Annotated in this window: 24 protein-coding genes and 1 other RNA gene; 9 read left to right on the plus strand and 16 right to left on the minus strand. The window is 63.6% G+C overall.

The window, feature by feature from the left end; translation table 11 throughout:
• Nucleotides 1-3: 3 nt before the first annotated feature.
• Nucleotides 4-474, minus strand: a complete 471-nt coding sequence (locus tag E2H86_RS04775) for an Lrp/AsnC family transcriptional regulator (protein WP_133325260.1) — start codon at nt 472-474, stop codon at nt 4-6.
• Nucleotides 475-600: 126 nt separating this feature from the next.
• Between E2H86_RS04775 and E2H86_RS04780 the strand changes: the two genes are divergently transcribed.
• The 3 genes from E2H86_RS04780 (at nt 601) to E2H86_RS04790 (ending at nt 3,099) form a co-directional block, all read left to right on the plus strand.
• Entirely contained in the window at nt 601-918 is a 318-nt protein-coding gene (locus tag E2H86_RS04780; protein WP_133325262.1) for a hypothetical protein, read from the plus strand.
• Between the two features lie 92 nt (nt 919-1,010).
• Nucleotides 1,011-2,696: a GspE/PulE family protein gene (locus E2H86_RS04785; RefSeq protein ID WP_133325264.1), complete on the plus strand. Its 1,686-nt coding sequence runs from the start codon at nt 1,011-1,013 to the stop codon at nt 2,694-2,696.
• Between the two features lie 88 nt (nt 2,697-2,784).
• Nucleotides 2,785-3,099, plus strand: a complete 315-nt coding sequence (locus tag E2H86_RS04790) for a DUF2388 domain-containing protein (protein ID WP_133325266.1) — start codon at nt 2,785-2,787, stop codon at nt 3,097-3,099.
• Nucleotides 3,100-3,112: 13 nt separating this feature from the next.
• Here E2H86_RS04790 and gcvP read toward each other — a convergent pair whose 3' ends face one another.
• From gcvP to E2H86_RS04840, 10 genes are all read right to left on the minus strand, one after another.
• A complete protein-coding gene (gene gcvP, locus E2H86_RS04795; RefSeq protein ID WP_133325278.1) occupies nt 3,113-5,986 on the minus strand; it encodes an aminomethyl-transferring glycine dehydrogenase in 2,874 nt (957 codons plus the stop codon).
• A gap of 194 nt (nt 5,987-6,180) precedes the next feature.
• On the minus strand, nt 6,181-6,564 hold the full coding sequence (gene gcvH, locus E2H86_RS04800) for a glycine cleavage system protein GcvH (protein ID WP_133325280.1): 384 nt from the start codon (nt 6,562-6,564) through the stop codon (nt 6,181-6,183).
• Nucleotides 6,565-6,615: 51 nt separating this feature from the next.
• Nucleotides 6,616-7,698, minus strand: a complete 1,083-nt coding sequence (gcvT, locus tag E2H86_RS04805) for a glycine cleavage system aminomethyltransferase GcvT (RefSeq protein ID WP_133325282.1) — start codon at nt 7,696-7,698, stop codon at nt 6,616-6,618.
• A gap of 124 nt (nt 7,699-7,822) precedes the next feature.
• Nucleotides 7,823-9,445, minus strand: coding sequence for an ABC transporter permease (locus tag E2H86_RS04810; RefSeq protein WP_133325284.1), 1,623 nt, complete (start codon nt 9,443-9,445; stop codon nt 7,823-7,825).
• Between the two features lie 66 nt (nt 9,446-9,511).
• Nucleotides 9,512-10,513 (minus strand): extracellular solute-binding protein, encoded by a 1,002-nt coding sequence (locus E2H86_RS04815; RefSeq protein ID WP_133325286.1) that lies wholly within the window; start codon nt 10,511-10,513, stop codon nt 9,512-9,514.
• 157 nt (nt 10,514-10,670) lie between these two features.
• Nucleotides 10,671-11,888: a 2-octaprenyl-3-methyl-6-methoxy-1,4-benzoquinol hydroxylase gene (locus E2H86_RS04820; protein ID WP_165976036.1), complete on the minus strand. Its 1,218-nt coding sequence runs from the start codon at nt 11,886-11,888 to the stop codon at nt 10,671-10,673.
• Nucleotides 11,889-11,897: 9 nt separating this feature from the next.
• Nucleotides 11,898-12,380, minus strand: coding sequence for a DUF4442 domain-containing protein (locus E2H86_RS04825; RefSeq protein ID WP_133325290.1), 483 nt, complete (start codon nt 12,378-12,380; stop codon nt 11,898-11,900).
• Nucleotides 12,377-13,576, minus strand: a complete 1,200-nt coding sequence (gene ubiH, locus E2H86_RS04830; RefSeq protein WP_133325292.1) for a 2-octaprenyl-6-methoxyphenyl hydroxylase — start codon at nt 13,574-13,576, stop codon at nt 12,377-12,379. The genes E2H86_RS04825 and ubiH overlap by 4 nt, the downstream gene beginning before the upstream one ends.
• The gene (pepP, locus tag E2H86_RS04835; RefSeq protein WP_133325294.1) at nt 13,573-14,907 is read right to left on the minus strand and encodes a Xaa-Pro aminopeptidase; all 1,335 of its coding nucleotides are present in this window, start codon (nt 14,905-14,907) and stop codon (nt 13,573-13,575) included. Before pepP ends, ubiH begins: the two co-directional genes overlap by 4 nt.
• Before the next feature lie 23 nt (nt 14,908-14,930).
• Entirely contained in the window at nt 14,931-15,485 is a 555-nt protein-coding gene (locus tag E2H86_RS04840; protein ID WP_133325296.1) for a YecA/YgfB family protein, read from the minus strand.
• Between the two features lie 182 nt (nt 15,486-15,667).
• Here E2H86_RS04840 and E2H86_RS04845 point away from each other — a divergent pair, with 182 nt between their 5' ends.
• From E2H86_RS04845 to E2H86_RS04860, 4 genes are all read left to right on the plus strand, one after another.
• Nucleotides 15,668-15,850, plus strand: coding sequence for a TIGR02449 family protein (locus E2H86_RS04845; RefSeq protein WP_033693939.1), 183 nt, complete (start codon nt 15,668-15,670; stop codon nt 15,848-15,850).
• Nucleotides 15,847-16,164: a cell division protein ZapA gene (locus E2H86_RS04850; RefSeq protein WP_133325298.1), complete on the plus strand. Its 318-nt coding sequence runs from the start codon at nt 15,847-15,849 to the stop codon at nt 16,162-16,164. The genes E2H86_RS04845 and E2H86_RS04850 overlap by 4 nt, the downstream gene beginning before the upstream one ends.
• A gap of 17 nt (nt 16,165-16,181) precedes the next feature.
• A non-coding RNA gene (ssrS, locus tag E2H86_RS04855) (6S RNA) lies at nt 16,182-16,361 on the plus strand.
• Nucleotides 16,362-16,441: 80 nt separating this feature from the next.
• Nucleotides 16,442-17,050, plus strand: a complete 609-nt coding sequence (locus E2H86_RS04860) for a 5-formyltetrahydrofolate cyclo-ligase (protein WP_133325888.1) — start codon at nt 16,442-16,444, stop codon at nt 17,048-17,050.
• Between the two features lie 7 nt (nt 17,051-17,057).
• Here the strand turns inward: E2H86_RS04860 and E2H86_RS25920 are convergent, their stop codons facing one another.
• Nucleotides 17,058-17,210, minus strand: a complete 153-nt coding sequence (locus E2H86_RS25920) for a hypothetical protein (RefSeq protein WP_165976032.1) — start codon at nt 17,208-17,210, stop codon at nt 17,058-17,060.
• A 181-nt stretch (nt 17,211-17,391) separates the two neighbouring features.
• Here E2H86_RS25920 and E2H86_RS04865 point away from each other — a divergent pair, with 181 nt between their 5' ends.
• On the plus strand, nt 17,392-17,844 hold the full coding sequence (locus E2H86_RS04865; protein WP_133325300.1) for an EVE domain-containing protein: 453 nt from the start codon (nt 17,392-17,394) through the stop codon (nt 17,842-17,844).
• A 332-nt stretch (nt 17,845-18,176) separates the two neighbouring features.
• Here the strand turns inward: E2H86_RS04865 and E2H86_RS04870 are convergent, their stop codons facing one another.
• Entirely contained in the window at nt 18,177-18,581 is a 405-nt protein-coding gene (locus E2H86_RS04870) for a flagellar basal body-associated protein FliL (RefSeq protein WP_133325302.1), read from the minus strand.
• Nucleotides 18,582-18,739: 158 nt separating this feature from the next.
• On the opposite strand from E2H86_RS04870, the gene E2H86_RS04875 reads away from it, so the two are divergent.
• Nucleotides 18,740-19,717 carry an NADPH:quinone oxidoreductase family protein gene (locus tag E2H86_RS04875; protein ID WP_133325304.1) on the plus strand — a complete coding sequence of 326 codons (978 nt, stop codon included), beginning with the start codon at nt 18,740-18,742 and terminating at the stop codon, nt 19,715-19,717.
• A 101-nt stretch (nt 19,718-19,818) separates the two neighbouring features.
• On the opposite strand, the gene E2H86_RS04880 is transcribed toward E2H86_RS04875, so the two are convergent.
• From E2H86_RS04880 to ubiD, 3 genes are all read right to left on the minus strand, one after another.
• A complete protein-coding gene (locus tag E2H86_RS04880) occupies nt 19,819-20,469 on the minus strand; it encodes a gamma-glutamylcyclotransferase (protein WP_133325306.1) in 651 nt (216 codons plus the stop codon).
• A gap of 258 nt (nt 20,470-20,727) precedes the next feature.
• On the minus strand, nt 20,728-21,696 hold the full coding sequence (locus E2H86_RS04885; RefSeq protein ID WP_133325308.1) for a CDP-6-deoxy-delta-3,4-glucoseen reductase: 969 nt from the start codon (nt 21,694-21,696) through the stop codon (nt 20,728-20,730).
• On the minus strand, nt 21,696-23,162 hold the full coding sequence (gene ubiD / locus E2H86_RS04890; protein WP_133325310.1) for a 4-hydroxy-3-polyprenylbenzoate decarboxylase: 1,467 nt from the start codon (nt 23,160-23,162) through the stop codon (nt 21,696-21,698). The genes E2H86_RS04885 and ubiD overlap by 1 nt, the downstream gene beginning before the upstream one ends.
• Between the last annotated feature and the right edge of the window lie 49 nt (nt 23,163-23,211).

Raw genomic sequence — 23,211 nt, forward strand, 5'->3', positions numbered from 1 at the left:
GGTTCAGCGCGATAGCGGCAAAGTGGTGGTGGACTTGATCTCGGATAATGCCACGATCGAGTTCACCTCCTGTATTCCCGGCACGTTCGACAATTTTTCGAAGAAGAACCTTTCATACGCTTCGATATCCGACGTGACGATACGCAACAGGAAATCCACCGATCCCATCAGCACATAGCACTCCAATACCTCGGGAAAGCCACGGATCGCCTCGGTGAACTCGGTAAAGTTGGAGCGCCCATGGGCGTTGAGCTTCACTTCAGCGAAAATCTGCGTGTTCAGCCCAACCTTCTTGCGGTCGAGCAAGGTCACCTGACCCCGAATCACTCCCTCCTCCTTCAACCGCTGGATGCGCCGCCAGCACGGTGACTGGGAAAGTCCTACTCGCTCGGCAATCTGTGCGCTGGACAGCGAAGCATCCTCCTGCAGCAGCTCGAGAATACGCCGGTCGTAGGCATCCAACACGCTTTGCATCGTTCTTTCTCCAGGATCATGTTCGGCGACTAGTTCAATTCGCGTAGTAGGGACTTTCATCGAATCATAGCGAAGAAATACCCCGATCTGCGTGCAAGAATTTCTCGCACATTCGCGGAGACCAGCATGAACGCACTCGAACGCCCCTCGCCCCGTACCGACGTCTGGGCCGCCTCAGCCCACCACGGCACAGTCAACTACAGGCTGCAGGCCGAAGCCGAGCCCGACACCCTGTGCCGCGTGCTCAACCTGTTCGCCCTGCAGTTCCTGACGCCCCACAGGGTGCAGGTCAGCCAGCGAGAGGACCTGCTCGACATCGAGGTTGGCGTTGCGGGCCTGAGCTGGCATCGGGCACAGGTGATCGCGCAAAAAATGCGCAACCTGATCTGCGTCTGCGAGGTCAGCCTGGACAACCTGGCCCGTGTGGAACTGGCCGCTGTCTGAAGGCCCGGCAACGCCCAGAAACGGTTTCAACACCTCGCGTCCAGCATCGCCGACTAGCCTTCAGTCACCCGCTACCTGGCACGGACGCCGATATGCACGATCCCCACAACCACGCCCTCGATCTACACCGCGTGCTCGATGCCCTGCTGGCCGACCAGCATCTCGATGCCAACGACATCCTGCACGTGTTGCAACAGGCCAACAACCGCCCCGCCGCCCACCCCCTGGAAGCCATTGCCGCCGCCCGCCTGGCGGACCGCCAGCGACCCGGCCAGCCGCTGGATCTCGAGCGCCTGTGTCGATGGTTGGCCGAGAAGGTCGGCCAGCCTTACCTGCGCATCGATCCGCTACGCATCGACCTGGCCCAGGTCGGCGGCCTGATGTCGCCCGCCTTCGCCCAACGCCACGGCATTCTTGCCGTGGCCGCCGATGCGGACGCCGTGACCATCGCCAGCGCCCAGCCTTATCAGGACGACTGGCAGGCCGACCTGTCGCGTAGCCTCGGCAAACCGATTCGCCGCGTACTGGCCAGCCCGCTGCAATTGCGCGAACTGGCGCAGTCCCTGCTGCGCCTGGCCCACTCGGTGCAGGGCGCCCAGCACCAACAAGCCGCCAGCCTGGGCGAGCTGGAGCAACTGCTGGAACTGGGCAGGCGCCAGACCGATGCCAGCGCCGACGATGCGCATATCGTGCACATCGTCGACTGGTTAGTGCAGTACGCCCTCGATCAACGCGCCAGCGATATCCACCTCGAGCCCCGCCGCGACCAGGGCCACCTGCGCTACCGCATCGACGGACTGCTGCACACCGTGTACCGGTTCCCACCGAGCGTGACCGTGGCGCTGGTCAGCCGCCTCAAGCACCTGGCACGCATGGACGTGGCGGAAAAGCGTAGGCCGCAGGATGGCCGCGTCAAGCGTCGGCTGTCGGGCGGTAGCGAGGTCGAGCTGCGCCTGTCCAGCCTGCCCACCCCCTTTGGCGAAAAGCTGGTGCTGCGCCTGTTCGACTGCCAACAGCCTGAGCAAGGCTTTGCACAACTCGGGCTCGAAGGCGAGCAACGGGCGCAGTGGCAAGCCCTGCTGGCCCGGCGCCAAGGCATCGTTCTGGTCACCGGGCCCACCGGCTCTGGCAAGACCAGTACGCTGTACACCAGCCTCCGGCAACTGGCCACGCCGCAGGTCAACCTGTGCACCATCGAGGATCCCATCGAACGCCTGGAGCCGGCCTTCAACCAGATGCAGGTCCAGCCGAGCCTTGACCTTGGCTTCGCCAACGGCGTGCGCGCCCTGCTGCGCCAGGACCCGGACATCATCATGATCGGCGAGATCCGCGACCGCGAAACCGCCCAAGTGGCGGTACAGGCGGCACTGACCGGGCACCTGGTGCTGTCCACGCTGCATACCCAGGATGCTTGTGCCGCGGTCATCCGCCTGCAGGAACTGGGTGTGGCCGACTACCTGATCAAGGCCACGCTGATCGGCGTCATGGCCCAGCGCCTGGTGCGCAGACTGTGCAACCATTGCCTGGGCTGCGGGGCCACCACCGACGGCCAGGCCTGCCGCGATTGCCGTGGTACGGGGTTCCAGGGGCGTACCGGGTTGTACGAGGTATTGGTGATGAGCGACGGGCTACGCACCCTGATCGGGCCAGGCACCGACCTGACCAGATTGCGCCAGCAGGCACGGGCCGAGGGAATGCTGGACCTGCGCGCCTGCGGGGAGCTCAAGGTGGCCTGCGGGACAACCTGCGAAAGCGAAATCATGCGGGTCTGTGGCTGAACAAAATATCCTTGTGAACGAGGAACTTGGCCCGGACCAACATGACTAACCGGCACCCAATCGCCCTCATCATCAGAGGTAATTCACCATGCGTCTCAACACCCTCGTCGCCGCCGCTGCCCTGGTCTCCCTGCCTCTCGGCTCCGCCGTGGCCGACACCTTCTGGCGCAATGTCATGACGTCCGGCGCGACCACCGCCACGTCCTACATCACCTCCCGTGATCACAAGCTGGTCATGGCCGCCCAGGACGATGCCGGCAGCTTCGTCGCCAGCGACGGTCAGATCCGCGGCCCGTTCCTCGAGGCGGCAATGCGCCAGGTGCGCGCCGAGCAACCTGATCTGCAAGCCACCGACATGGAACTGGCGAACGCCATCCTGGCCAGGAACGCGGTGGCCGACTAAGCCCCCATCGCCTTCAGCGATACGCCTCCAGCGGCACGCACGCGCAGAACAGATTACGATCGCCATAGACATTGTCGACCCGGTTCACCGCTGGCCAATACTTATGCTGGCGCACGTGAGCACTGGGCGCGATACCGCGCTCCAGGCCATACGGGCGGTCCCACGGCGCCAGCACATCGGCCAAGGTATGTGGCGCGTGCTTGAGCGGATTGTCCTCTGCCGGCCACGTGCCGTCCTGGACCAGACCGATCTCTTCGCGAATGGCCAGCATCGCCTCGATGAAACGGTCCAACTCGGCTTTCGACTCGCTTTCGGTGGGCTCTACCATCAAAGTGCCGGGGACCGGAAACGACATGGTCGGTGCATGGAAGCCATAGTCCATCAGGCGCTTGGCCACGTCCTCTTCGCTGATCCCGGTCTGCGCCTTGAGCGGGCGCAGATCGAGGATGCATTCATGGGCCACGCGTTGGTTGCGCCCGCGGTACAACACCGGGAAGGCACCGCCCAGTTGTCCGGCCAGGTAGTTCGCCGAGAGAATCGCCACCTCGCTGGCATCGGCCAGTTGCGGTCCCATCATGGCGATGTACATCCAACTGATCGGCAGAATGCTCGCACTGCCCCAGGGCGCAGCGCTGACCGCGCTGTTGTTCGGGTCCAGACCAGGCACTGGAACCACCGGATGGCTGGCGACGAAGGCCGTGAGGTGGGCGCGCACGCCAATCGGCCCCATGCCCGGCCCGCCGCCGCCATGGGGAATGCAGAAGGTCTTGTGCAGATTCATGTGCGAAACATCGGCACCGATGTCCGCCGGTCGTGCCAGACCGACCTGGGCATTGAGGTTGGCACCGTCCATGTACACCTGCCCGCCGTGCTGGTGCACCACCTCGCAAATTTCCCGGATACCCTCTTCATACACGCCATGGGTCGAAGGATAGGTCACCATCAGGCACGACAGCCGCTCGCCGGCGGCCTGAGCCTTGGCCTTGAGATCGTCGAGGTCGACGTTGCCGTCCTCATCGCATTCAACGATGACCACCTCCATGCCGGCCATCTGCGCCGAGGCCGGATTGGTGCCATGCGCCGAAGCTGGAATCAGGCACACCGTGCGCTTGGACTGATGCCGGCTACGGTGGTAACGGGTGATCGCCATGAGCCCGGCATACTCGCCCTGCGCACCGGAGTTGGGCTGCATGCAGATGGCGTCGAATCCGGTAATGGCGCACAACCAGCTCTCCAGTTCGTCGATCATCGCCCTGTACCCCACCGCCTGGGACGCCGGGGCGAAAGGATGCAATGAAGCGAAGCCGGGCCAGGTGATGGGGATCATTTCGCTGGTGGCGTTGAGCTTCATGGTGCAGGAGCCGAGCGGGATCATCGACTGATTCAGCGCCAGGTCCTTGTTCTCCAGCTGCTTGAGGTAGCGCAGCATCTCGGTTTCGCTGTGGTGCAGGTTGAACACAGGGTGGCTGAGAAACGCCGAGCGCCTGACCAACGCCGCCGGTATGCCCTCTGGCAAGGCCTGCTGATCGAGAGCGGCGATGTCCAGTCCATGATCGACGCCGAGGAAAATATCGAACAAGCGCAGCACGGTCTGTTCGGTGCAGGTTTCGTCCAGGCTCACGCCCAGGTGGCCACGGCCGAGAATCCGCAGGTTGATCCGCGCTGCCGAGGCGCTCTCGATGATCGCCGCCTGAGCACCGCCGACCTCGAGGGTGAGCGTGTCGAAGAAGTGCTGGTTGAGCCTTTTGATGCCCTTGGCTTGCAGGCCAGCGGCGAGGATGAAGGTGAGCCGATGGACACGCTGGGCGATGCGCCGTAGCCCCTCGGGACCGTGATAGACCGCGTAGAAACCGGCGATATTGGCAAGCAGTACCTGGGCTGTGCAGATATTGGAGTTGGCTTTCTCGCGGCGAATGTGTTGCTCGCGGGTCTGCAGGGCCATGCGCAGGGCGGTATTGCCGCGCGCATCACGGGACACGCCGATGATCCGTCCGGGCATCGCCCGCTTGTAGTCGTCTCGACAGGCGAAATAAGCCGCATGGGGCCCGCCATAGCCCATCGGCACCCCGAAGCGTTGGGATGAACCCAGCACCACGTCCGCCCCCAGCTCGCCCGGAGGCGCCAGAACCACCAGGCTGAGCAGATCGGCGGCGACGCAGGCCAAGGCCTGCTGGGCGTGCAGCTGGTCGATCAGCGGCCTCAGGTCGCGTACCTCGCCGTGGGTATCCGGATACTGCAGCAAAGCGCCGAAGACCGAATGCTTGGCCAGGTTGTCGACACTGTCGACGATCAGCTCGAAGCCAAAGCCCTCGGCGCGGGTCTTGAGCACGGAAAGGGTCTGCGGATGGCAGTGCTCATCGGCGAAGAAGGCGTTGCTCTTGTTGCGCGCCACCCGCTTGGCCAGAGCCATGGCCTCGGCGGCGGCGGTGGCTTCATCGAGCAACGAGGCATTGGCCAGGGCCAGGCCAGTCAGGTCGATGACCATTTGCTGGAAATTCAGCAACGCCTCCAGGCGGCCTTGGGCGATTTCCGGTTGATAGGGCGTATAGGCGGTGTACCAGCCTGGGTTTTCCAACACGTTGCGCAGGATGACCGTAGGGGTGATGGTACCGTGGTAACCCATGCCGATCAGGCTGGTCCACACCTGGTTCTGCTCGGCGTAGCCAGCCAGCTTGGCCAGGGCAGCCTGTTCGTCCAGGGCCGGCGGCAGATCGAGGGCGCGATTGAAACGAATGCCAGGAGGGACGGTTTGCTCGATCAGCTCATCGCGGCTGGACAGACCCAGCGTACCGAGCATGGCCTGCTGCTCCTGGGCGTCGGGCCCCAGGTGGCGGCGCAGAAATGGGGTGGGCTCTTGCAGTTGATGCAGGGATGGCGACTGGGACATGGCGACGATCTCTTCCTGGACCAGCTCTCATGGAGACTCTTAAGTCTAGGAAGGATTGCCGATTCTGCGGGGAAACTTGCTGTTGCCGGCCCGATGCCATCGCCGGCAAGCCGGCTCCTACAGATCAACGACAGGCCAAAAACCTGCGCCGTACCTGTGGGAGCGGGCTTGCCCGCGAAGAGTGCGACACCGTCTCACTCGCCGATGGCAGCCTTGTAGCCAGCGGCATCCAGCAGTTTTTCCAGCTCAGTCTTGTCGCTCGGCTTCAGTTTGAAGATCCACGAATCGTAGGGCTCGTCGTTGAGCAGCTCCGGGCTGTCGGCCAGCTCATCGTTGACGGCGATCACTTCACCGGAAACCGGCGCGTAGATGTCCGAAGCGGCCTTGACCGACTCGACCACACCTGCGGCATCGCCAGCGGCGAAGACCTTGCCAACCTCTGCCAGTTCGACGAACACCACGTCACCCAGAGCCTGCTGGGCGTGGTCGCTGATGCCCACGGTCACCGTGCCATCGGCCTCCAGGCGCGCCCACTCGTGGCTTTCGGCGAAACGCAGATCGGCGGGGATATTGCTCATGTCTTGAATTCCTCGATAGGGTCAGCGGTCGGCCCGCCAATGATTAGTTGTTCAGATCAAAATCTTGCCGTGGCGCACGAAGGTCGGCTTGACCACCCGCACCGGGTACCACTTGCCGCGTATTTCGACCTCGGCACGGTCACCGGTGGCCATCGGCACACGCGCCAGGGCGATGGATTTGCTCAGCGTAGGCGAGAAACTACCACTGGTGATCTCTCCTTCGCCAATCCCGGCGACACGCACCACCTGGTGGGCACGCAACACGCCACGCTCTTCGAGCACCAGACCGACCAGTTTGCTCTGCACTCCCTGCTCGATTTCCGCCAGCAGCGCAGCGCGACCGATGAACTCGCGCTCGGCGGGTTCCCAGGCGATGCACCAACCCAGGTTGGAGGTGAGCGGGGTGTGGGTCTCGTCGATATCCTGGCCGTAGAGATTCATACCGGCCTCCAGGCGCAGCGTGTCGCGCGCGCCAAGGCCGCTGGGAGCGATACCGGCGCCCACCAGGTCGTTGAAGAAGCCCACTGCCTCGTCGCCAGGAAGGATGATCTCCAGACCGTCCTCACCGGTGTAGCCGGTGCGGGCGATGAACCAGTCACCTTCGCGCACACCTTCGAACGGGCGCAGCTCGCGAATCAGCGCAGCGCGCGAGGCACTGAGCAATGCTGCCACCTTGTCACGCGCTTGAGGGCCCTGGATGGCAAGGATGGCAAGGTCCGGGCGCACCTCGACGTCCACGGCAAAACCTGCGCGCTGTTGCTCCAGCCAAGCCAGGACTTTCGCCCGGGTGGCGGCATTGGTCACCAGGCGATAGCCGGTTTCAGTACTGTAGGCGATGAGATCGTCGATGACTCCGCCTTGTTCGTTCAACAAGGGGCTGTACAGCGCCTGACCGACGTCGTCGAGCCGGCCGACATCGTTGGCCAGCAGATACTGCAGCCAGGGCCGCGCATCGCTGCCGGTGATATCGATGACGGTCATGTGGGAGACATCGAAGACGCCACAATCGCTGCGCACCTGGTGGTGCTCCTCGACCTGCGAACCATAGTGCAAGGGCATGTCCCAGCCGCCAAAATCGACGGTCTTGGCGCCAAGTGCCAGGTGCAGATCATACAATAGCGTGCGCTGTCCCATGGGTTTCTCCTTCCGGGCGTGGCGAAGCGGCGGCGGGTGATGACCCGTGGTCATCAGCTGTTGTTGTTAGGTGTCGCCGCGAGAATGCCGCGCATTGTAGCCGCAAGGACGCGGGCTGGCACCTCTAGTGACTGTGACCGGGCTGCTTGGCGGAACGGCGAATCAAGCCGATGACCGGCAACAGCCCTACCAGCACCAGGGTCAGAGCCGGCAGCGACGCGCGAGCCCATTCGCCCTCGCTGGTCATCTCGAACACCCGCACTGCCAGGGTATCCCAGCCGAACGGACGCATCAGCAAGGTGGCCGGCATTTCCTTGAGCACATCGACGAATACCAGCAGCCCGGCGCTCAGCGCACCGGGCACCAGCAGTGGCAGATAGACCTTGAAGAACAACTTCGTCCCGCCCACGCCGAGGCTGCGCGAGGCCTCGGGCAGTGACGGGCGGATACGCGCCAGGCTGCTTTCCAACGGCCCGTAGGCCACGGCGATGAAACGCACCAGATAAGCCAACAGCAAAGCGCCGATACTGCCCAGCAACAGCGGCTTGCCGGCACCACCCAGCCAGCTCGACAGCGGGATTACCCAATGATTGTCGAGGTAACTGAAAGCCAGCATGATCGCCACCGCCAGCACCGAGCCGGGCAAGGCGTAGCCCAGGTTGGCGATGCCCACACCGGCGCGGATCGCCCCGCTGGGAGCCTGGCGCCTGGCAAAGGCCAGCAACAGGGCCACGCCCACCGTCAACAGTGCAGCCAGGCAGCCCAGATACAGGGTATGCATGACCAATCCGAAGTAGCGCTCGTCCAGATCGTGGCGACCGCGCTGCCAACACCACACCAGCAGTTGCAGCAGCGGGATGACGAACGCACAGGCGAACACCAGCAAGCACCAACCGCTCGCCAGCACGGCCTTGTAGCCACGCAGGTGATACAGCGCCTGGACACGTGGGCGTTCATTGCCGCTGTGGCTGGCGCCACGGGCGCGACGCTCGCCATACAGCACCAGCATCACGGCCAGCAGCAGCAGGCTCGCCAACTGCGCCGCGCTGGACAGGCTGAAGAAGCCATACCAGGTCTTGTAGATGGCAGTGGTGAAGGTATCGAAATTGAACACCGCTACCGCGCCGAAGTCGGCCAGGGTTTCCATCAGCGCCAAGGCGATGCCGGCACCGATGGCCGGGCGCGCCATGGGCAAGGCTACCCGCCAGAAGGCCTGAAGCGGTGACAGACCGAGCACCCTCGCCGCTTCCATCAAACCCTTGCCCTGGGCCAGGAAAGCGGTACGCGCCAACAGGTAGACGTACGGGTAGAACACCAGCACCAGCACCACGATGACGCCCCCCGTGGAGCGCACCCGCGGCAGGCGCATGGGGCCGAACACCTCGCGCAAGGCACTCTGCACGGGACCGGCGAAATCCAGCAGCCCGACGAAGACGAACGCCAGCACATAGGCGGGGATGGCGAACGGCAGCATGAGCGCCCAGTCGAGCCAGCGCCGGCCAGGGAACTGGCAGAGGCTGGTGAGCCAAGCCAGGCTCACTCCGAGCGCGGTGACGCCGACGCCGACGCCCAGCACCAGGGTCAGGGTGTTGCCCAGTAGACGGCTCATCTGGGTGTCGAGCAGGTGCGACCAGATCTGCGTATCGATCGACTGCCAGGCCAGCAGCAATACGCTCAGCGGTAGCAGCACCAGGGCGGCGATCAAGCCGACCGGGAGGTACCAGCGGCGTTGGCGGGTATGGGGCAATGCTTTGGTCTCGGTAATGGGATGCGACCGCCGGCGATGGGGCCTTTACAGGCCCCGAAGATTAACTCAGTTCCAGCCAGCCCGGTCCATCAGGCGAATAGCCTCGGCCTGGCGCTTGCCGGCAATTTCCACCGGGATGCTGTCGGCCTTGAAGCTACCCCAGGCCGCGACCTCGTCCGAGGGCTTTACCTTCGGATTGGCCGGGAATTCCTGGTTGATGTCGGCGAACAGCTTCTGCGCCTGCTCGCCAGTCATCCACTCGACCAGAGCCTTGGCCGCCTCCGGGTGCGGGGCATGCTTGGTCAGGCCGATACCCGACAGATTGACGTGCACGCCACGGTCGTTCTGGTTAGGCCAGAAGAGCTTCACCGCGAGTTCAGGGTTGGCCTTGTGCATGCGCCCATAGTAATAGGTGTTGACCACCCCGACGTCGCACTGGCCGGCCTCGACCGCCTGGATCACGGCGTTGTCGTCAGAGAACACGTCAGTGGACAGGTTGTTGACCCAGCCCTTGACGATCTGCTCGGCCTTGGCCTCGCCGTGGGTCTCGATCAGGGTAGCGGTCAGCGACTGGTTGTAGACCTTCTTCGCCGTGCGTAGGCACAGACGACCTTCCCATTGCTTGTCAGCCAGGGCTTCGTAAGTGCTCAGTTCTTCTGGCTTGACCCGGTCGGTGGCGTAGATGATGGTCCGTGCGCGCAGGCTCAGGCCAGTCCATGCGTGGGACGAGGCGCGATACTGTGGCGGAATGTTCTGGTCGATCACACTCGACTGGAACGGTTGCAGGATGCCCATCTGCTCCGCCTGCCAGAGGTTGCCGGCATCGACGGTGAGCAGCAGGTCGGCCACACCGTTTTCACCCTCGGCCTTGATGCGTTGCATCAGCGGCGCTTCTTTGTCGGTGATGAACTTGATCTGGACGCCAGTCTTGGCCGTGTAGGCGTCGAACACCGGCTTGATCAGCTCGTCGATGCGCGAGGAATACACCACCACTTCGTCAGCGGCCTGGGCAGCGCCGCCGAACAGGGACAGGGCCAAAGCGGCCAGTAGGGGCTTGCGTGGCAACATCGGAAACGCTCCTCGGGATCGTAGAGAGGTGCGAATGGTAGTGAATCCCATTTTCCGGCTCACCCACGGAGCCGTTACCGGATGTTGCAACGCCGCGCGCTGAACCTGTGTGAGCCGGCTTATCCGGCGATCGGACCGCAAACCGGCCCCGTCGAGCTCAAGCCTTGGCCAACTCCGGCAGATCCCCGGAAAGCCCCAGCGCCTGACGTACAAACAACGCCTTGGCCTCAGGCATCTGCTGCACCAGCTTCAATCCACTGTTGCGCAACCAACGCAGCGGCAGCGGATTGGCCTGGAACAACCGCTCGAAGCCTTCCATCGCCGCCATCAATGCCAGGTTATGCGGCATGCGCCTGCGCTCATATCGGCTGAGCACCTTCACATCGGCCAGACGCTCTCCCCGCTCGCAGGCATTGACCAGCACCTCGGCCAGCACCGCGGCATCGAGAAAGCCCAGGTTGACGCCCTGCCCGGCCAATGGGTGAATGGTGTGCGCTGCGTCGCCGATCAGCGCCAGGCCTTCGTCCACGTAGCGCTTGGCATGGCGTTGGCGCAACGGCACGCTGAGCCGCGGATCGGCTTGCAGTACCTGCCCCAGGCGGCCCTCGAAGGCACGCTCCAGGGCCGTGCAGAAGGCCACATCGTCCAAGCCCATGAGCTGTTCGGCGTGTTCCGGTGTGGTCGACCAGACGATCGAGCACCAATCCTGCCGGCCATCTCGCGACAGCGGCAGGAAAGCCAGCGGCCCCTCGTCGGTGAAGCGCTGCCAGGCAGTGCCCTGGTGCGGCGCACTGCAGCGCACGCTGGTGACGATGGCGTGGTGCAGGTAATCCCATTCGCGGGTCGCGCACCCGGCCAGGCGCCGTATCGCCGAATTGGCGCCGTCGGCAGCCACCACCAGCGGCGCACGCAGGCGCCGGCCATCCGCCAAGGTCAGCAGCCACTCGTCCCCCGAACGACGCAGGTGCTCGACGCGGGCATTGGCCAGCAAGCCGACATCACTGTCGTGCAAGCGCTCGAGCAAGCCGTCCTGCACCACACGGTTTTCGACGATATGCCCCAGCACTTGAGCGTGCACGCTGGCGGCGGAGAAGTGAATCTGCCCAGTGCCGCTGCCATCCCAGACCTGCATGTCCGAATAGGGCGTGCAACGCCGCTGGGCGATGCCGTCCCAGGCACCGAGGCGCTCGAGGATGCGCTGGCTGGCCGCCGACAAGGCGCTGACCCGCGGCTCGAAAGGTGCCTGGGCATCGAACGGCTTGACCGCCAGCGGGCCGCCGTCGAGCAGGAGGACTTCCAGGCCGCTGTGGCGCAAGGCCAGGGCCAGGGCGCTGCCGACCATACCGGCACCGACAATCAACAGATCTGCGCGCATTTCCATGCCTTACGCCTGCCTCGCTTGCGGCTTGAGCCGCACGTATAGGGTTTTGTCGACCCGCGCCACCAGCTCGCCGGCGCCGTCGCGGATATCGACCTGCAATCGCGGCAAGTGCTTCTTGCCATGGGCGGTCTGCTGGCGGATGTCGTCCAGCAAGGCGTCGTCGAGTTGGAACTCGGCGTACACCGGGCCCTTGCCCGGGGCGATGAAGTCGATGCTCGCAGCCTTGTCCCAGACGATGTAGTCGCGGCCCAACTGCTCCATCAGCAACAGCATGTAGAACGGGTCGACCATCGAGTACAAGCTGCCACCGAACTGGGTGCCAACGTAGTTGCGGTTCCAGCGTGTCAGTTTCATCCGCACCCGGGCAGTGCGCATGTCCGCGCCGATATGCTGGATGCGGATACCGGCACCGAGGTAGGGCGGATAGAGGTTCAGCAGCCACCGCAGCATGCGGGCCCGGCGTGCCAGCCGACGTGGGTTGCTCATACCCTGCCCCGCGCATCGGGGCGAGTACCCAGGCCCATGGCCTGGCGGGCGAACCAGCTTTTTGCCGGCGGCAACAGGTCAAGCCCGAGCAGGCCGATGTTGCGACCCGCGGCCAGCACCGGTTGGGCGCTACCGAACAGGCGGGTGACCTGGTCGGAAAAGCCGATGGTCAGGGCCTGGTCCAGGCGCTGGCGCTGGTGATAGGCCTGCAAGGTCGCAAGGTCGCCCGGATGCCGAGGGCCGGCAAGCAAGGCATCGGCCAGCACCTGCACGTCCCGCAGTGACAGGTTGAAACCCTGGCCGGCGATCGGATGCAGGCTATGCGCCGCGTTGCCCAGCACCACCAGGTGCGGACGTATCTGTTCTTCGGCCTCGACCAGCGCCAGCGGGTACAGGTGACGCGCACCGACCTGGCGCAACGCACCGAGGCGATAGCCAAAGGCCGCTTGCAGCTCACGCAGGAAGGCCCGCTCGTCGATCTCCGCCAAGCGCTGGGCGTCCATCCCCTGGCGGGTCCAGACCAGCGCGCAGCGATTGTCAGGCAGCGGCAGCAAGGCCATCGGCCCCTGTTCGGTGAATCGCTCGAAGGCCTGCCCGCAGTGGGCTTCGCCGGGAGTGATGTTGGCGATCAGCGCGCTTTGCTCGTACGGCGTGCGGCGCACGTGAATGCCCAGTTGCTCACGCAGGCCCGAGCGACCACCGTCGGCCAGCACCGCCAGGTCGCATTCCACATGGGTATCGTCATCCAGTTGCAGCCGGTAGCCACCTTCGATCGCCTGCATCGCCACGACTTCGGCCGGGCAGCGCCAGCTGACCACTTCGCTGTCCAGACCCTGCCACAGGCACTGGCCAAGCCAGGCGTTCTCGACCACATAGCCGAGCGCCGGCACGCCCTCTTCAAGAGCATCCAGGCGCGTGGCGCCGAAACGACCGCGATCGGATACGTGGATCTGCCGAATAGGCTCGGCGCGGCGGCCAATGGCCTGCCACAGACCCAGTTGCTGGTAGATCTGCTGGGTGCCGAAGGACAACGCCGAAGAACGCGCATCGTAGCTGGGCTGGAAGCTGTCGCCGGGTGCGAACGGTTCGATCAGCAGGATCTTCCAGCCGCGCGCCTTGGCGCCAGCCTGCAGGGCCAGGGCAAGGCTCGCACCGACCAGCCCGCCGCCGATGATCGCCAGGTTGACCCGACTCATGCGGCGTCCTGGCGCGCAGCCTGCATCAATGCCTCGATCTCGGCCACGGTCCGCGGCACACCCGAGGTGAGAATTTCACAGCCTTGCCTGGTCACCACCACATCGTCCTCGATCCTGATGCCGATACCGCGCCACTTCTTGGCCACGGTTTGGTTGTCGGCGGCAATGTAGATGCCGGGTTCCACGGTCAACGCCATGCCCGGCTCAAGCACCCGCCACTGGCCGCCGACCTTGTACTCGCCGACATCGTGCACATCCATGCCCAGCCAGTGCCCGGCACGGTGCATGTAGAAAGCGCGATAGGCTTCGCTGTCGATCAGCGCCTGCACCTCGCCCTTGAGCAGCCCCAACTCCACCAGGCCCTCGGTGATGACCCGAACGGTCGCTTCGTGGGCGTGGTTCCAGTGCTTGCCCGGCGCGATCTCGGCAAAGGCCGCGGCCTGGGCTTTGAGCACCAGTTCGTAGATGGCCTTCTGCTCTGGCGAGAAACGCCCGCTGACCGGGAAGGTGCGGGTGATATCGCTGGCGTAGCAGTCGATCTCGCAGCCTGCGTCGATCAGCACCAGATCGCCGTCCTTGAGCACTGCGTCGTTCTGCTGGTAGTGCAGGATGCAGCCGTTGCGCCCGGCCGCGACGATCGAGCCGTAGGCCGGCATCTTCGCCCCACCTTTGCGAAACACATAGTCCAACTCGGCTTCCAGGCTGTACTCGTGCAGCCCCGCTCGACAGGCTTGCATGGCACGCACATGGGCCTGAGCGGAAATCTCCGCGGCCACCCGCATCACCTTGACCTCTGCCGCCGATTTATACAGCCGCATGTCGTGCAGCAGATGATCCAGGGCAACGAATTCGTTCGGCGGCTGGGCACCCAGGCGCGCCTTGGAGCGGATCAGGTTGATCCAGTCCATCAGCCGCCGGTCGAACTCAGGATTGCTGCCCATGGCGCTGTAGACCCGTTCGCGGCCTTCGATCAGACCCGGCAGTATCTCGTCGATGTCGGTGATCGGAAAAGCATCGTCGGCGCCGAAGTCACGGATCGCGCCTTCCTGACCGGCACGCAGGCCATCCCACTGCTCGCGTTCGGCATTGCGTTCGCGGCAGAACAGTACGTACTCGCCGTGCTCACGGCCCGGGATCAGCGCGATGACAGCCTCAGGCTCGGGGAAGCCACTGAGGTACTGGAAATCGCTGTCCTGGCGATAGACATGCTCGACGTCACGGTTGCGGATCGCAACCGCGGCAGCCGGCAGGATGGCAATGCTGTTGGGGACCATCTGCGCCATCAGCGCCTTGCGCCGACGGGCATACTCGGCCTTGGGTATGTGGCTCATGGGCAGAACTTACCCCCGATTGATCAGTGCAGCGATGGTTTTGGCGCGGGCGCGACCGGCGCGGCCAGCTCCGTGTACAGCAACAGCGGCGCGACGCGCAGGTACTCCATGACTTCCATGTAGTCGCTCTCGCCGTCCTCGGACTCTTCCAGTGCGTCTTGCACCTGGGAGATGGCGACCAGATCCTGCAGCACTTCCTTCGCTTCGGTGGACAGGTCCTTGCCCCCGGCGTTCAGCCCGAAGCCGGTGATGAAGCCCTGGCACCACTGGCCAAGGGCGGTGGCGCGCTCGCCCAACGGGGCGTCGTCGCTTGGCAGCAGCAGCACGATGGCGATGTCTTCACCGGTGAGTTCGGTCTTGACCATTTCCTGCAGGCCGACCAAGGCGGCGCGGACGTTGTCCTGCGGCTCGTTTTCCAGCACCCCGGCGGCATCGGCCAGCCAGGCGTCGGCATCGAAGCCGGCACCGGCGCAGCTACGGCCGATCAACAGGCCATGCAGCTCGGCGGGGGAAACAGGGTGGCCATTGCTCGAGAGCAACGCAGCGAAGGCGGTGTAAGGCGATTGGGTATTGGGCATGGGCGGCTAGGCGCCAGACGGCGCATTTGACTAGAATGAAGACCTTGTATCCTAGCATCGGCAGGCGCGCCAAGACCATCTGCACTGGCCGTTGCCGTTCAGGGACAGGCATCATTGCCGGGTGAGTCAACGACGGAGCGAATCGAGTGCAACCCACGCAAGAGAACGACCTGCAAGCGCTGATGAGCCGATTCGAGTTGCTGATCGAACGCGTCGAGCAACTTAAACGGCAAAATGCACTCCTAGTAGCTCAGGAAAAATCCTGGCGCGAGGAGCGCGCCCACCTCATCGAAAAGAACGAGATCGCGAGGCGCAAGGTCGAGTCGATGATTTTACGCCTCAAGGCCCTGGAGCAAGACTCATGAGTTCAAGCAATAGCGTCACCGTGCAGATCCTCGACAAGGAGTATTCGATCATCTGCCCGCCGGAAGAGCGCAACAACCTGGTCAGCGCCGCGCGCTACCTCGATGGCAAGATGCGCGAGATCCGTAGCAGCGGCAAGGTGATCGGCGCGGACCGCATTGCCGTGATGGCAGCGCTGAACATCACCCACGAGATGCTGCACCGCCAGGAAACCCCGGCCACTGCGGCCACCGGCACCACCCGTGAGCAGGTCCGCGACCTGCTGGAAAGAGTCGATAGCGCATTGGCCGACGATCCGGGTACCAAAAACAGCTGAGGTTGTTATACTGGCGCCACTCCCTGGGGGATGCGCCAGTCGGTTATGTCCCTGAGCCGATACGCACAACCACGGGGGTTGCACGCTGGGGCCGGTGTGCATGTCCGCCCGACGGAAAGCCTTAACGCCCCCTGCAATCTCCACCTTGAACTTTCGGGTTCAAGGGCTACACCGATAGCGGTCTTATCGGGGAGCCTGATTGCTCTTGCCCGCCTTTCCGGCGGGCAATTTCGTTTGGCCGGCAGTACCGGCCAGCACACCTGGGATCGCCCGTGCCATGACCGACACCGCGCCGCTCACCCGCCCTCAGCTTCGCCGCCTGCTCCGCAACGCCCGCCGCGCCCTCACGCCTGCCCAGCAACGCCGGGCCGCCCAGGGGCTGTATCGGCAACTGGCGCAGCATCCGCTGTTCCGTCGCGCCCGGCACATAGCCCTCTACCTGCCCAATGATGGCGAGATAGATCCCCGCCTGCTGCTGCGCGAGGCCCAGCGCCGGGGTAAACGCACTTACCTGCCGGTCCTGCACGCGTGGCCGCGCACGCGCATGGTGTTCCAGCGTTTCGAGCAAGGCGAAAAACTGCGCCGCAATCGCTTTCGCATCCCTGAACCGCTGATCGAACGCAAGCGCCAACGGCCGATCTGGGCCCTGGACCTGATCCTGCTGCCGCTGGTGGGGTTCGACGAAGTCGGTGGCCGGCTGGGCATGGGCGGCGGCTTCTATGATCGCAGCCTGGCCTATCAGGCGCGGCGCAAGGCCTGGAAGAAGCCTTTGCTGCTGGGACTGGCCCATGAATGCCAGAAGGTAGAGCGGCTGGCGCAGGCGAGTTGGGACGTACCCTTGCAAGGTACGGTCTCGGACCGCGGGTGGTACCTGGCGCCGAGATGAAGACGGATCAGCGCTGCTGTGCGCTCGCCTCGACCGGCGCCTGGTAGGCAGCGGTGTCGAGCTTGCGTTCCCAGAAACCCTGGGCGTAACCGGTGGTGACCACGCCAAGACCAAAGATGAAGACCAGGACCCAAAGCAGGTCCGGTTTGCGTTGATTCATCGAAGATTGCCCCCCTAGGCAATTGTTCAGGCTCGGTGACCTTCTTAGGGTGTCGCCGGAGCATCAAGCTTCAAAACGCGCGCATTTTCCGACAACCTGAGACGACACGCAAACGTTGACGTCAGCCGTATGTCGGTTTCATGCAACTAGTTATTTCAGACTTTGTCAGGAGCACCTTTCCATGGCCTATTGGCTGATGAAATCCGAGCCAGACGAGCTTTCGATCGAAGGATTGGACCGGCTGGGCGAAGCCCGCTGGGATGGCGTACGCAATTATCAGGCGCGTAACTTCCTAAGGGCTATGAGCGTAGGCGATGAATTCTTTTTCTACCACTCCAGTTGCCCACAACCGGGGATTGCCGGTGTCGCGAAGATCATTCGAGCAGCCTATCCGGACCCGACTGCGCTGGACCCGCAGAGCCATTACTTCGACGCCAAGGCCAGCACCGAAAAAAATCCCTGGAGCGCGGTGGACGTGGCCCATGTGAAGACCTTTGGCCAGGTGCTGGGGTTGGGTTTGTTGAAACAGCAGAGTGCCCTGGAGGAATTGCCGCTGGTTCAGAAAGGCAGCCGGTTGTCGGTGATGCCGGTGACGCCGGAGCAATGGACGGCGATCGTGGCGCTGGTGCGCTGAGGCAAGAAATCCAGGGGAATTATCGCAATAATGACAAAGGGCGCCTTGCGGCGCCCACTCACAGACAGGTCAGCTTGTCATCGCTATCGACCCGCCCAGCTCTGTGATTGCTGGTTGCACCAGGATCTGCAGAGTCTCACAAGCCCCTTTCGGGAACTGGGTCAGTATCTAACATCGGTCCTCCGTGTGGCAACCTCCTGCTATGTTGCAGGATGTTTGAAGCCCAAAGAGCTACCTACTGCGCCCTTTACCGCAGCAAAGTGTTGAGGCTCCATGGTGAGCGTCAAGTATTCACGTACAGACTCGATGCGTGCCTGTAGAAAGGGCTCGACTCACTGCACAATCAGATTGTTAAACAGCAGATCCTCGACAATCGGCTTTCCCTCTTCGGCTTCCAGCACCTGCTGTACCTGCTTCAACGCTTCCTGGCGCAGCTTTTCCTTGGCCTCGACGTTGCTGAGGTTATCCACACCCTGCTGAGCGAACAGCGCCACCAGTTGGTTGCGGATCAACGGCTCGTGGTGCTTCACCGCAGCGGCAGCAGCATCACCGGTCACGCGCAGGGCCACATCGGCCTTGTAAACGCGCAGCTTGGGGCTGCCGTCGAGGGCGTAGTTGCCAACGAAGGGTGGGCTCAGGCTGATGTAGGCCACCTTCGGCTCGCCTTCCTTGCCTTCCTCGGCCGCCGCCACGCCTGGCAACATCAGGGCCAGCACCATCAAGATCCACGCTTTCACGAACTCACTCCTCAACACGAATTGGCGCCAGCTTAACCAGCGCGTAGTGCAAACCCAAGCCCAGGCTTATGCCGCCCCATCAGGGCAGGCCATGCTGATTGACCCGGCAGGCCACCCTCCTACACTTATCGGCCACTACACGCAAAGGAATAGCCCCGATGAAAGCTGTGTTGTGCAAAACCCTCGGTCCGGCCCACGACCTGGTGCTGGACGAAGTCCCCCGTCCGGTACCGAAGATCAATGAGCTGTTGCTCGACGTGCACGCCGCAGGGGTCAACTTCCCCGACACCCTGATCATCGAAGGCAAGTACCAGTTCAAGCCGCCCATGCCGTTCTCGCCCGGCGGCGAGGCAGCCGGCGTGGTGGCTGCCGTCGGCGACAAGGCGGGGTCATTCAAGGTAGGTGACCGGGTCATGGCCCTGACCGGCTGGGGGGCTTTCGCCGAGCAGGTGGCAGTGCCTGGCTACAACGTGCTGCCCATACCCGCGACCATGGACTTCACCACCGCCGCCGCCTTCTCCATGACCTACGGCACTTCAATGCATGCGCTGCACCAACGCGCCCAGTTGCAGCCAGGGGAAACCTTGCTGGTACTGGGCGCCTCTGGTGGCGTGGGCCTGGCGGCAGTGGAAATCGGCAAGGCGATGGGCGCACGGGTGATCGCTGCGGCCAGCAATGCCGACAAACTGGCGGTGGCCAAGGCCGCCGGGGCCGACGAACTGATCGACTACAGTCAGGCGAGCCTCAAGGATGAGATCAAGCGCCTGACCGATGGCCAAGGCGTGGACGTGATCTTCGATCCGGTCGGTGGCGAACTGTTCGATCAGGCGGTGCGCGGGCTGGCCTGGAACGGCCGGTTGTTGGTAGTAGGCTTCGCCAGCGGCAACATACCGCAAATGGCAGCGAACCTGGTGTTGCTCAAGGGCGCCGCAGTGATGGGCGTGTTCTGGGGCGCATTTGCCCAGCGCCAGCCACAGGAAAATGCGGCCAATTTCCAGCAACTGTTCGCCTGGCATGCCGAAGGGAAACTCAAGCCATTGGTATCGCAGACGTATCCACTGGCCGAGGCCGGAGCGGCGATCGAGGCGCTGGGGCAACGGCGGGCTGTGGGTAAGTTGGTGGTGCTGGTGAAATAAACGCGGCTGTTCCGACCTCTTCGCGGGCACTCTGCGGTCATCAAGAGGTGCAGAAACCCTGTGGGAGCGGGCTTGCCCGCGAAGAGGCCACAACCGATGGCTCAGACCTCGCGCAGGTTATGGCAGCGTTTGAAGCGCGCCTCCAGGTTGCGATCCGGCATCTGGTGGCTGCGCAAGGCATTGAGGGTCTGTTCCACGTAATCGCGTGTAGTGCCATAGCGGCCCTTGGCACTGGCCAGGATCTGACTGAGCAGCCGGTCCGGCAGATTGCCGGCATAGCACGGCAGGTGGCGCTCCAGCACGAAGCCCAGCGCCTGCACACGGCTGCCATCGTCCAGCTTGCAACTCAGCCAATGCGGCCGATAGGCCGGGTACGGCATCTCACGCTGCCACAATGCCAGCAACGACCCTTCGAGGTCGCTGTCATCGAGCCGGTAGGCAAAGCCGCTGCAGGAACCACCGCGGTCGAGGCCGAATACCAGGCCAGGGGTCTCCGGCGTGCCGCGATGCTCGTGCGACCACAGGTACAACCCCCGGTGATAACCGTGCACACGGGCCCGCTGGCGCTCGACCGAGTTGCACTCAGGCCGCCAGATCAACGAACCATAAGCAAACAACCACACAGGCCCGCCTCGATGGCGCGACATGGTCATCTGCATCGAACTCAACAATTGTTCACGCGTGTGCTGCTGACCGAAGTCCAGCGTGGGGGGATAGCAAACTTCGAAGGAAAGATTTTCAACTGCCGACATACGCTGCCGCCATTATTCCCATGAACTACGAACGTGGCTCAAACCGCCAGAGACAACCGTGCCAGGCTGTCTGTGCCGCCATCAGCAGGCGGCTATGGGTGCCTACCGTAAGCCAAGCGGCACACTTATCACAAGTATATGCGCAGAATCGGACAATGCCTTCCGACGATTGGAAGTGATTATGTCAGGGACGGATAAAGTTATTAGTCGAGGCGGTAACAATGACCGCCCTAACACCACTTCCGACAACTTGCGTAATTAGCCTCGCGGCGCATACGCGAATACATCGGCGCGCATCCGGTGCGCGTCCATACCCGCTTCGACCAGCGCATCGAGTGTGGCGTAGACCATGTTCGGCGAGCCGCTGGCATAGACGTGTACCGCATTGAGATTGGCCACATCCTCGCAGACCGCTTCGTGCAGCAGACCGCAACGCCCTTCCCAGCCACACAGGTCACTGACCACCTGGTGCAGGAACAGATTCGGCAGACGCTGCCATTGATCCCAATGCTCGATGGCGTAGAAGTCTTCCGGACGCCGCACGCCCCAGTAGAGGTGCACCGGATGCTTGAACCCCTGGGCACGGCAGTGCTCGACCAGGCTGTGCATCTGCCCCATGCCGGTGCCTGCGGCGATCAGCACCAGCGGGCCGTCGGGCAGCTCAGCCAGATGGGTATCGCCAAAAGGCATTTCGATACGCGCCAGACCATCCCGGCGCAACTGCTCGATCAGTTGCAGTGCGCTGGGTTCGCGGGCCAGTACGTGCAGTTCCAGGTCACGCCCGCTGTGCGGCGCCGACGCCAGCGAAAATGCCGCCGGCTTGCCGCCTTCGCGCTCGATCATCAGGTACTGCCCTGCGTGATACCGCAGGGGCTTGCCGGCCGGCGCGCACAAGCGCACGCGCCAGACATCGCCACCGACCTCGACGCACTCGCTTACCGTGCACGTCAGCTTGCGCACCGGCAGTTCGCCGAGCGCCAGCACACCGTCCCAGAGCAACACGCAGTCCTCCAGCGGTTCGGCGATGCAGGTGAACAGTTCACCATGGTCCCGCACCTCGCCATCCTGGCGCACGCGCCCCTCGACCAGCAAGGCGGCGCAAACATGGCAGTTGCCATTGCGGCAGCTGTTGGGACAGTCATAACCCAGGCGCCGGGCGCCATCGAGGATCCGTTCCCCGGGTTGAAGCGTCAGCACTGACCCGGACGGCTGCAACGTTACCTGCATCAATCTATTCCCAACTGATCCCACAACTCATCGATACGGCGGGTGACGGCCTCGTCCTTGACGATGGCACGACCCCATTCGCGTGTAGTCTCGCCCGGCCACTTGTGCGTGGCATCCAGGCCCATCTTCGACCCCAGGCCCGATACTGGAGAAGCGAAATCCAGGTAATCGATCGGCGTGTTGTCGATCATCACGGTATCACGCTTGGGGTCCATGCGCGTGGTGATGGCCCAGATCACGTCGTTCCAGTCACGGGCGTTGATATCGTCGTCGGTGACGATAACGAACTTGGTGTACATGAACTGTCGCAGGAACGACCACACCCCAAGCATTACGCGCTTGGCGTGGCCTGGATACTGCTTCTTCATGGTCACTACCGCCATGCGGTAGGAGCAACCTTCCGGCGGCAGGTAGAAGTCGACGATCTCGGGGAACTGCTTTTGCAGGATGGGTACGAACACCTCGTTCAGCGCAACGCCCAGAATCGCCGGCTCATCCGGCGGACGGCCGGTGTAGGTGCTGTGGTAGATCGGCTTTTGCCGGTGGGTGATGCGCTCGATGGTGAACACCGGGAAACTGTCCACCTCGTTGTAGTAGCCGGTGTGGTCGCCATACGGCCCTTCCGGCGCCATCTCGCCCGGATGGATGACGCCCTCGAGGATGATTTCGGCGGTAGCCGGCACCTGCAGGTCGCTGCCACGGCACTTGACCAGCTCGGTGCGGTTGCCGCGCAGCAGGCCGGCGAAGGCATATTCGGACAGGGTGTCGGGCACCGGGGTCACGGCTCCGAGGATGGTCGCAGGATCGGCGCCGAGCGCCACGGCGACCGGGAACGGTTGGCCAGGATGCTTTTCGCACCATTCGCGATAGTCCAGCGCGCCGCCGCGGTGGCTGAGCCAACGCATGATGACCTTGTTGCGGCCAATCACCTGTTGGCGATAGATCCCCAGATTCTGGCGGTCCTTGTTCGGACCACGGGTGACGGTCAGGCCCCAGGTGATCAGCGGAGCGACGTCACCCGGCCAGCAGTGCTGGATCGGCAGTTGGCTGAGGTCGACATCCTCACCCTCGACCACGACTTCTTGACACACCGCGTCCTTGACCATCTTGGGCGCCATCGACACGACCTTCTTGAAGATCGGCAGCTTCGACCAGGCATCCTTCAGACCTTTCGGAGGCTCGGGCTCCTTGAGGAAGGCCAGCAGCTTGCCGATTTCACGCAGCTCATCGACCGACTCGGCGCCCATGCCCATGGCCACCCGCTCCGGGGTGCCGAAGAGGTTGCCCAGCACCGGGATGTCGAAGCCCGTGGGCTTTTCGAACAGCAGCGCAGGGCCCTTGGCGCGCAGAGTGCGGTCGCAGACCTCGGTCATTTCCAGAATGGGGGAGATCGGAACCTGGATGCGCTTGAGTTCGCCGCGCTGCTCCAGGCCACGGATGAAGTCGCGCAAATCGCGATACTGCATGCAAAAGCCTCGTGTTGGCCGTATCGGTCGGGATGCAGAGTGTAGCGCC

The sequence above is a fragment of the Pseudomonas putida genome (assembly GCF_004357765.1).
GTDB lineage: Bacteria > Pseudomonadota > Gammaproteobacteria > Pseudomonadales > Pseudomonadaceae > Aquipseudomonas > Aquipseudomonas putida_U.

Excerpts from the sequence above, each read along its gene's own strand:
- E2H86_RS04880 (WP_133325306.1), bottom strand. The coding sequence starts at position 20,469 with ATGTCGGCAGTTGAAAATCTTTCCTTCGAAGTTTGCTATCCCCCCACG.
- E2H86_RS04790 (WP_133325266.1), top strand. The coding sequence starts at position 2,785 with ATGCGTCTCAACACCCTCGTCGCCGCCGCTGCCCTGGTCTCCCTGCCT.
- E2H86_RS04785 (WP_133325264.1), top strand. The coding sequence starts at position 1,011 with ATGCACGATCCCCACAACCACGCCCTCGATCTACACCGCGTGCTCGAT.
- gcvT (WP_133325282.1), bottom strand. The coding sequence starts at position 7,698 with ATGGGACAGCGCACGCTATTGTATGATCTGCACCTGGCACTTGGCGCC.
- gcvP (WP_133325278.1), bottom strand. The coding sequence starts at position 5,986 with ATGTCCCAGTCGCCATCCCTGCATCAACTGCAAGAGCCCACCCCATTT.
- E2H86_RS04885 (WP_133325308.1), bottom strand. The coding sequence starts at position 21,696 with ATGCAGGTAACGTTGCAGCCGTCCGGGTCAGTGCTGACGCTTCAACCC.
- E2H86_RS04845 (WP_033693939.1), top strand. The coding sequence starts at position 15,668 with ATGAGCCGATTCGAGTTGCTGATCGAACGCGTCGAGCAACTTAAACGG.
- E2H86_RS04825 (WP_133325290.1), bottom strand. The coding sequence starts at position 12,380 with ATGAGCAACCCACGTCGGCTGGCACGCCGGGCCCGCATGCTGCGGTGG.
- pepP (WP_133325294.1), bottom strand. The coding sequence starts at position 14,907 with ATGAGCCACATACCCAAGGCCGAGTATGCCCGTCGGCGCAAGGCGCTG.
- E2H86_RS25920 (WP_165976032.1), bottom strand. The coding sequence starts at position 17,210 with ATGAATCAACGCAAACCGGACCTGCTTTGGGTCCTGGTCTTCATCTTT.
- E2H86_RS04865 (WP_133325300.1), top strand. The coding sequence starts at position 17,392 with ATGGCCTATTGGCTGATGAAATCCGAGCCAGACGAGCTTTCGATCGAA.
- E2H86_RS04850 (WP_133325298.1), top strand. The coding sequence starts at position 15,847 with ATGAGTTCAAGCAATAGCGTCACCGTGCAGATCCTCGACAAGGAGTAT.
- ubiH (WP_133325292.1), bottom strand. The coding sequence starts at position 13,576 with ATGAGTCGGGTCAACCTGGCGATCATCGGCGGCGGGCTGGTCGGTGCG.
- E2H86_RS04820 (WP_165976036.1), bottom strand. The coding sequence starts at position 11,888 with ATGCGCGCAGATCTGTTGATTGTCGGTGCCGGTATGGTCGGCAGCGCC.
- E2H86_RS04775 (WP_133325260.1), bottom strand. The coding sequence starts at position 474 with ATGCAAAGCGTGTTGGATGCCTACGACCGGCGTATTCTCGAGCTGCTG.
- ubiD (WP_133325310.1), bottom strand. The coding sequence starts at position 23,162 with ATGCAGTATCGCGATTTGCGCGACTTCATCCGTGGCCTGGAGCAGCGC.
- E2H86_RS04780 (WP_133325262.1), top strand. The coding sequence starts at position 601 with ATGAACGCACTCGAACGCCCCTCGCCCCGTACCGACGTCTGGGCCGCC.
- E2H86_RS04875 (WP_133325304.1), top strand. The coding sequence starts at position 18,740 with ATGAAAGCTGTGTTGTGCAAAACCCTCGGTCCGGCCCACGACCTGGTG.
- E2H86_RS04815 (WP_133325286.1), bottom strand. The coding sequence starts at position 10,513 with ATGTTGCCACGCAAGCCCCTACTGGCCGCTTTGGCCCTGTCCCTGTTC.
- gcvH (WP_133325280.1), bottom strand. The coding sequence starts at position 6,564 with ATGAGCAATATCCCCGCCGATCTGCGTTTCGCCGAAAGCCACGAGTGG.
- E2H86_RS04860 (WP_133325888.1), top strand. The coding sequence starts at position 16,442 with ATGACCGACACCGCGCCGCTCACCCGCCCTCAGCTTCGCCGCCTGCTC.
- E2H86_RS04840 (WP_133325296.1), bottom strand. The coding sequence starts at position 15,485 with ATGCCCAATACCCAATCGCCTTACACCGCCTTCGCTGCGTTGCTCTCG.